This window comes from Actinosynnema sp. NPDC002837, assembly GCF_040295345.1.
Taxonomy (GTDB): domain Bacteria; phylum Actinomycetota; class Actinomycetes; order Mycobacteriales; family Pseudonocardiaceae; genus Actinosynnema.
This window is the reverse complement of record NZ_JBEOVG010000075.1, coordinates 38,831-45,160: the sequence shown is the minus strand read 5'-3', so window position 1 is coordinate 45,160 and position 6,330 is coordinate 38,831. Positions and strand designations below refer to the sequence as shown.

3 protein-coding genes are annotated in these 6,330 nt (G+C 71.8%); all 3 read left to right on the top strand.

Annotated features, from left to right (window positions below; all coding sequences use genetic code 11):
• The coding region (locus ABTZ99_RS34395) for an HNH endonuclease (RefSeq protein ID WP_499617347.1) at nucleotides 1-493 on the top strand (493 nt) is incomplete at its 5' end.
• Nucleotides 494-554: 61 nt separating this feature from the next.
• A complete protein-coding gene (locus ABTZ99_RS34390) occupies nucleotides 555-1,961 on the top strand; it encodes a plasmid pRiA4b ORF-3 family protein (RefSeq protein WP_499617344.1) in 1,407 nt (468 codons plus the stop codon).
• 88 nt (nucleotides 1,962-2,049) lie between these two features.
• Entirely contained in the window at nucleotides 2,050-6,276 is a 4,227-nt protein-coding gene (gene pglW / locus ABTZ99_RS34385; protein ID WP_499617340.1) for a BREX system serine/threonine kinase PglW, read from the top strand.
• Nucleotides 6,277-6,330 lie beyond the last annotated feature (54 nt).

The following is a 6,330-nucleotide window of genomic DNA, read 5'->3' as shown; positions in this document are numbered from 1 at the left end:
GCCCCGGCCGTCGTGCGACGGCCGGGGCGCGGTGCTTTCCTGGATGCCGATGCCTGACGCCCGCGACCGCCCCACCCGCTTGGCCGACGTGCTCCTCCGCGACGGCGACGACTGCACGTGGTGCCGCCGCCCGTTCACCCGCCACGTCACGCCGACCACCGACCACCTGGTGCCGAAGGTCAAGGGCGGCCCGTCGTGGGAGGAGAACGAGGTCGCCGCCTGCCGCCGTTGCAACCGCGAGCGTGGCCACCTCTCCCCCGCCGACTGGCTGGCGGAGTGCGAGCGCCGCGGCCGGCACCCCGACCGCGCCCGCGTCGCCAGGACCTTGGCGTCCTTGTCCAACGCCATCGCGGACCGCGGCGGCCAACGCCGCGCCTGCCCCTACCTGGCCGCCCAACTCCGACGCCTGGCGGACTCGACCGGTGGGCGTGCGGGCGGTCTTCGAGTCCGGCTGAACCATCCCGGCAGGGGCGCCGCGTCCCGTCAGTCGTGAGCGACGTTCAGGTCCAGGAGCCGTGAGCGGCGCCGCCGGCGTTGATGGCACGATCAGGCGGGTGTCGAACGAAGCCCAGCCCACCCTGTCCGACCTCCGCGCGATGCTGGCTGATCAAGGAGCCCCCGAAGAGGTATTGCGGCTGGTCGACGCCGCCGAGGACGTGCCCGACGCGTTGGAGCGCCTGACCGCGGCAGGCTTCGTCCAGCCGGTGGCCGAGCTCGCGATGGCGTTCCTCGACGGCTTCTCGCCGCTGCTGGGGCCCGATTGCGGGCCACTGGACGCCGAGCTGTCCGCTTCCGAGTTCCTGGGCGCGATGGCCGAGAGCACTGATCCCGAGGACTTCCCGGAGATGGTGGCCGCCATGATCTCCGACGCGGAGGCCACGGGCAGGCCGGAAGCCCTCGCACTGGCCAGGGCGTTCGCGGTGCTCGCGCCGCCGGAGGTGCGGCCGATCGCATCCCAGGCCGCCGACCGCCTCGTCGCGCGCGGGCTACGCGACCCGAAGTGGGCGAAGACGGTGGGCAAGCCGACCGTCGGCGCCTGCTTCGGCTACGCGGACCCGCGCGGCGCTCAAGAGGGGTTGGCGCTGACCTTCTCGTACGGGCGCAAGTCGCACGTCCTCGTCCTGTTGATCGACCACGACCTGGGCGGCCTCAAGGACTGCTTCGTCAGCGACCAGCCGAAGAAGATCCGGGCCGGGTACGTCCACGCGGCGGCGGAGCTGGGCTTCCCGTTCCGGGAATACACGCCCGAACAGGCGCGCGGGATCGTGGCGGACGCGCTGGAACGCGAGCCGTGTCCAGTCGAGCCGGACCAGGTGGAGGACGTGACGAGGACCCTGGCACTGCTGGAGCAGCGGCTGGAACTGCTGCCGGAGGCCGCGCCGACCGTCCTCGACACCAGCGTGCACCGGCTGAAGGTCACCCTGCGCGGGTCGAAGCCGCCGATCTGGCGCCGCGTGGAGGTGCTGTCGTCCACGCCGCTGGTGCGGCTGCACCAGGCCATCCAGGACTTGTTCGCCTGGGAGGACTACCACCTGTGGGTCTTCGACACGCCGCAGGGCGAGTACGGGATGCCCGACCCGGAACTCGGCCACGGCGACGCCGCCACCGTGACCCTGGCCGACGTGGCGCCCAACCCCAAGGACCGCATCGGCTACCTGTACGACTTCGGGGACGCCTGGGACCACGACATCCTGGTGGAGGACGTCGTGCAAGCCGAACCGGGTGCCGCCTACCCCCGCTGCCTCGCCGGCCGCCGTGCCGCCCCGCCGGAGGACAGCGGCGGCATCTGGGGCTACGCGCACCTCTGCGACGTGCTGGCCGACCCGAAGCACCCGGAGCACGACGAGCGGCTGGAGTGGCTGGAACTGGACTCGGCCGCCGACTTCGACCCGGCCGCCTTCGACGCCGACGAGGTGAACGACTACCTCTCGCGCCAGGCGAAGGTGCCCGTCAAGCCGTGACGGGCGCCCCGCCGTGCCGACCCGGCGGGTAACACACCCGCGTCGCGCGCGATCGGACATGATGGACCGTCTAGTCGAAGGGTGCGGGGTGGACGAGCAGTCGAGCAGGTGGCGCGAGATCACGCAGTCCGCGTTCACGCACGAGCGGGCGGCACTGCGGCAGGTGCGCGAGCTGCTGCCCGACCGGCACCCGTACGAGGCTTGGTCGAACTTCACGTTCATCTCCCCGCACGGGCATATCCGTGAAGTGGACCTGCTGGTCGCCACCCCGAGCGGCCTGCACTTGGTCGAGATCAAGAGCCTGAAGGGCAGGCTGGAGAACCGGCACGGCACGTGGGTGCAGCACCGTCCGAACAGCCGCCACCCGCGCACGTTCGACAACCCGCTGCCGCTGGCGGACCAGAAGGCCAAGGAACTGAAGTCGCTGCTCGTCCAAGCGGCCCGGCAGAACAAGGTCGCCATCCCGTTCGTGGCCCCGGCGATCTTCCTGTCCGAGACCGGGCTGGACATCCGGCTCGACGACTCCCAGCGCCACGGCGTCTACGGGCCCGAGACCGGCAAGGTGCTGGACAAGATCGGTTCCGACCTGCTCACCGGCCCGATCAGCCGGACGCCGCTGAGCCCGGACTTCTTCCGCGCGCTGCCTCGGCTGCTCCAGCGGGTGGGGATCCACCCGACCCGGCGCAGCATCACCGTCGGGTCGTGGCAGATCGAACCCCGCCCGTACGACACGGGGCCGACGTGGCAGGACCACCACGCCCTGCGCGAGGACATGCCCGGCGAGTACCGCAGGGTCCGGATCTACCTCTACGAACGCGAAGGCGATTCGGACAAGCAGCGCTCCATCCGCGCCGCCGCCGAGCGCGAGTTCCGCGCCTGCCAGGGCATCCGCCACCCCGGTTTACTCGGCCCGGTGGACCTGGTCGACCACGAGGCTGGCCCCGCGCTGCTGATCGAGCAGCCCCGGGAGGCGCTGCGGCTGGACCACTACATGGCCCAGCACCACGCCGACCTGGACCTCCCCACCCGGTTGGGCATGGTGCGCCAGCTCGCCGAGGCCGTGCACTACGCGCACGAGCGACGGCTGGTGCACCGGGCCCTGTCACCCCGGGCCGTGATCGTCGTGCCGACCGCCGGCGATTGGACGAAGCCCCAGTTGCAGGTGGGTGAGTGGCAGGCGGCGGCACGCGGCCTGTCGGGCTCCTCCACGGTGCACCGGCTGCGCCCCAGCACGGGCGCGGTGGCCCACGTCGAGGCCGCCGCCGCCCCGTACCTGGCCCCGGACTTCACCGACGATCCGGACGGCACCGTCGCGATCGACGTGTTCGGCGTCGGCGCGATCGCCTACCTGGTGCTGACCGGCCAGCCGCCCGCCGGCACCCGTTCCGAGCTGCTCGACCAGTTGGCCCGGCACGGCGGCCTGCACCCGCGCGCGGTGGACGACAGCATCCCCGACGACCTCGACGCGGTGGTCGCGCTGGCCACCGACCCGGTGGTCCGGGACCGGTTCGCCGACGTCGAGCAGTTCTTGGAAGAGCTGTCCGCGTTCCAGCGGCTCGGCGAACCCTCCGGTGACCGGGTGGACCCCTGGGACGCCGCGCCGGGCGAGCGGCTCGCCGACTCCGACTACGTGGTGCAGCGCGTCCTGGGTACCGGCGCCACCGCGCGGGCCTTCCTGGTCGAGCACGACAACACCGACACGGTTCTGAAGGTCTCGCGGTCGGCCGACGCCGTGGACCGGCTCGCCGACGAGGCCGCCGCCCTGGAAGACCTGCGACACGAGCACGTCGTCGTGCGCAGGCGCAGCCTGTTCCCGCTGGGCAGCAGGCAGGCGATCGAGATCGACTACGCGGGCGAGCGGTCACTGGCCCACATCCTGCGCGACGAGGGCGCGCTGCTGCCCGACAAGCTCCAACTGCTGGGTGACCAGTTGCTCGACGCCCTGTCCTACCTGGAGCGCAAGGGCGTGCTGCACCGCGACATCAAGCCGGACAACCTGGGCCTGCGCAGCCACCCGAAGTACGGGCAGGGCCTGGTGCTGTTCGACTTCTCGCTGGCCGGCGCACCGCTCAACGACGTGACCGCGGGCACCCGCGGTTACATCGACCCGTTCCTGGGCAGCGACCGCCGCCCGGTGTACGACCTGCACGCCGAGCGCTACGCGGCGGCCGTCACGCTGCACGAGATGGCCAGCCTGGAGCTGCCGTCGTGGGGCGAGGACGGCACGAACCCCCGGTTCCACACCGAGCCGGTGACGCTGGCGACCGAGCTGTTCGAGACCGGGCTGCGGGAGCCGCTGCGCGAGTTCTTCGGCAAAGCCCTGCACCGCGACGCCGACAAGCGGTTCGCGTCCGCCGCCCAGATGCGCGAGGCGTGGCAGCGGGTGTTCACCGCGCTGGACGAGACCGCGCCGGCCGCCGTGTCGTCCTCGGGTTCCGACGACCCGGAGGAGTTGCGCGAGGAAGCGGCCGAGCGGGCGACCATGGACACCGCGCTCAACGCTGCCGGGCTGACGCTGCGGGCGGTCGCGGTGGCGAACCGGCTCGGCGCCGACACCGTCGGTGACCTGCTCGACCTGCGGATCAACGACGTGCGCAAGGCCCGGGGGCTCAGCCGCAAGACGCGGACCGAGCTGCTCGACCGCATCGCCGCGTGGCGCACCAGGCTCGTGACCGAGCCAGGCGTGATCACGACTGGACACCTGCCGTCCGACGTGACCGGCTCGCGCCTGCCATTGGACGCGATCGTCGCCGTGCTCCTGCCGAAGGCCAAGCGCCGCAACGACACCCAGGCCGCGATCAGCCGCCTGCTGCTCGGCCTGCCCGACGAGAACGGCGTGCTACCGGAGACCCGGTGGCCGACGAGCGTCGTGGTGGCCGGGGACACCAACCTCACCCAGGGGCGGATCAGTCAGGTCCTGTCCGCACGCCGCCGGGCGTGGTCGAACATCGACGTGCTCGACACCGTGTTGGGCGAGGTGGTCGACACCCTGGTGTCGTTCCGCCGGGTCGCCGCCGCTGAAGAGCTCGCCGAGCACCTGCTGGCCCAGCACGGCTGCTCGGACGTGGAATCGCACCCCATGCGGATGGCTTACGCCTACGCCGTGCTGCGGGCCGCTTACGAGGTGGACTGGCAGCGCGACGAACCGCGGTTGTCGTTGCGCCGCCACCACGAGCGGGTGCTGCTGGCGTTGCAGGTCGGCTCGGGTGACCCCGTGGACACGCCGTCCGACGAGTCGTTGCTGGACCTCGCTGAGCGGTTGGCGGACAAGGCCGGTGAGCTGGCCGCCCAGGACCCGCTTCCGACGCCGACCGCCGTGGTGCGCGAGCTGGCGGCCTGCGCGGAGCGGACCGGTGAGGTGTTCGACGAGAAGCGCCTGGTCAGGCTGGCGGCAGCGGGCTCGGGCACGGTGCTGGCGAACCTCCGCCTGGAGCTGTACCCGCGGAGCCTGTCCCCGGTGCGGGCGCTCCGGCTGGCCCAGGCGGGTGCGGGGATGCCCGAGGGTGGCCTGACCGCCGACGGCGTGCAGCAACGGCTGGACAACCGGTTCCCCGGCCTCGACCGCCTGCCGACCGGCCGGGAACTGGCGGAACTGCTGACCGAGGCCGGGTTCCCGGTGACCTGGGACGGCGAGCTCTACCGCCCGCGCACACCCGAGACGACCGGCTTGACGCGGGTGACGTCCTCGACGGGCTCGACGGGCTCGCTGAGCCATCACCCGATCGTCTCCGGCACCGCCGCCAGCGACGTGGACGCCCGTCTGGTCGACGCCGCGCAGCGCGGCGGGGTGCGGATCATCACCGTGCGGCGCAAGCGCTGGGCTCAGGCGCGGGCCGCCGCTGAGGCCGCGCTGGGTGTTCCAGTGGTGGACGTAACGGCGGCCTTCGTGGCCGCTTTGCGCGACGTCGCCAGGGAGCACCGTATCCCCGACTTCGACCGCGTGCTCCGCGCCGACGCCGCCGATCCCGGCGGCAGGGAACAGCTCAACCTGCACCGGGTGGTGGAGCAGGCGTGCGGAGCGCTGGAGCGGGAGTGGACGCGACAGCCCGTGTTGGCGCTGGACGGCCTTACCCCACTCGGGCGATACCCAGCCGGGCAGGCACTGTTGGACCGTCTCGCCAAGCGAGCCCGCTATGGTGCGGAAACGGACGGAGCAACGGGACCTAACGCATTGGTGTTGTTGTGCCCAATGGGTGACGAAACGACAGTCCCTCGCATTAATGATTACGTCATCAGAGTGAACACGCCCGAAGAATGGATCATTGCGCGGTCCCCGTGGCCGCCGTCCGGGATACTTCACTCGCTCGTGGGCTGAGCCTGATCCGAGTTGCCGGTTCCATCACCCGGTGGCATCTCCATGTGGGAACCT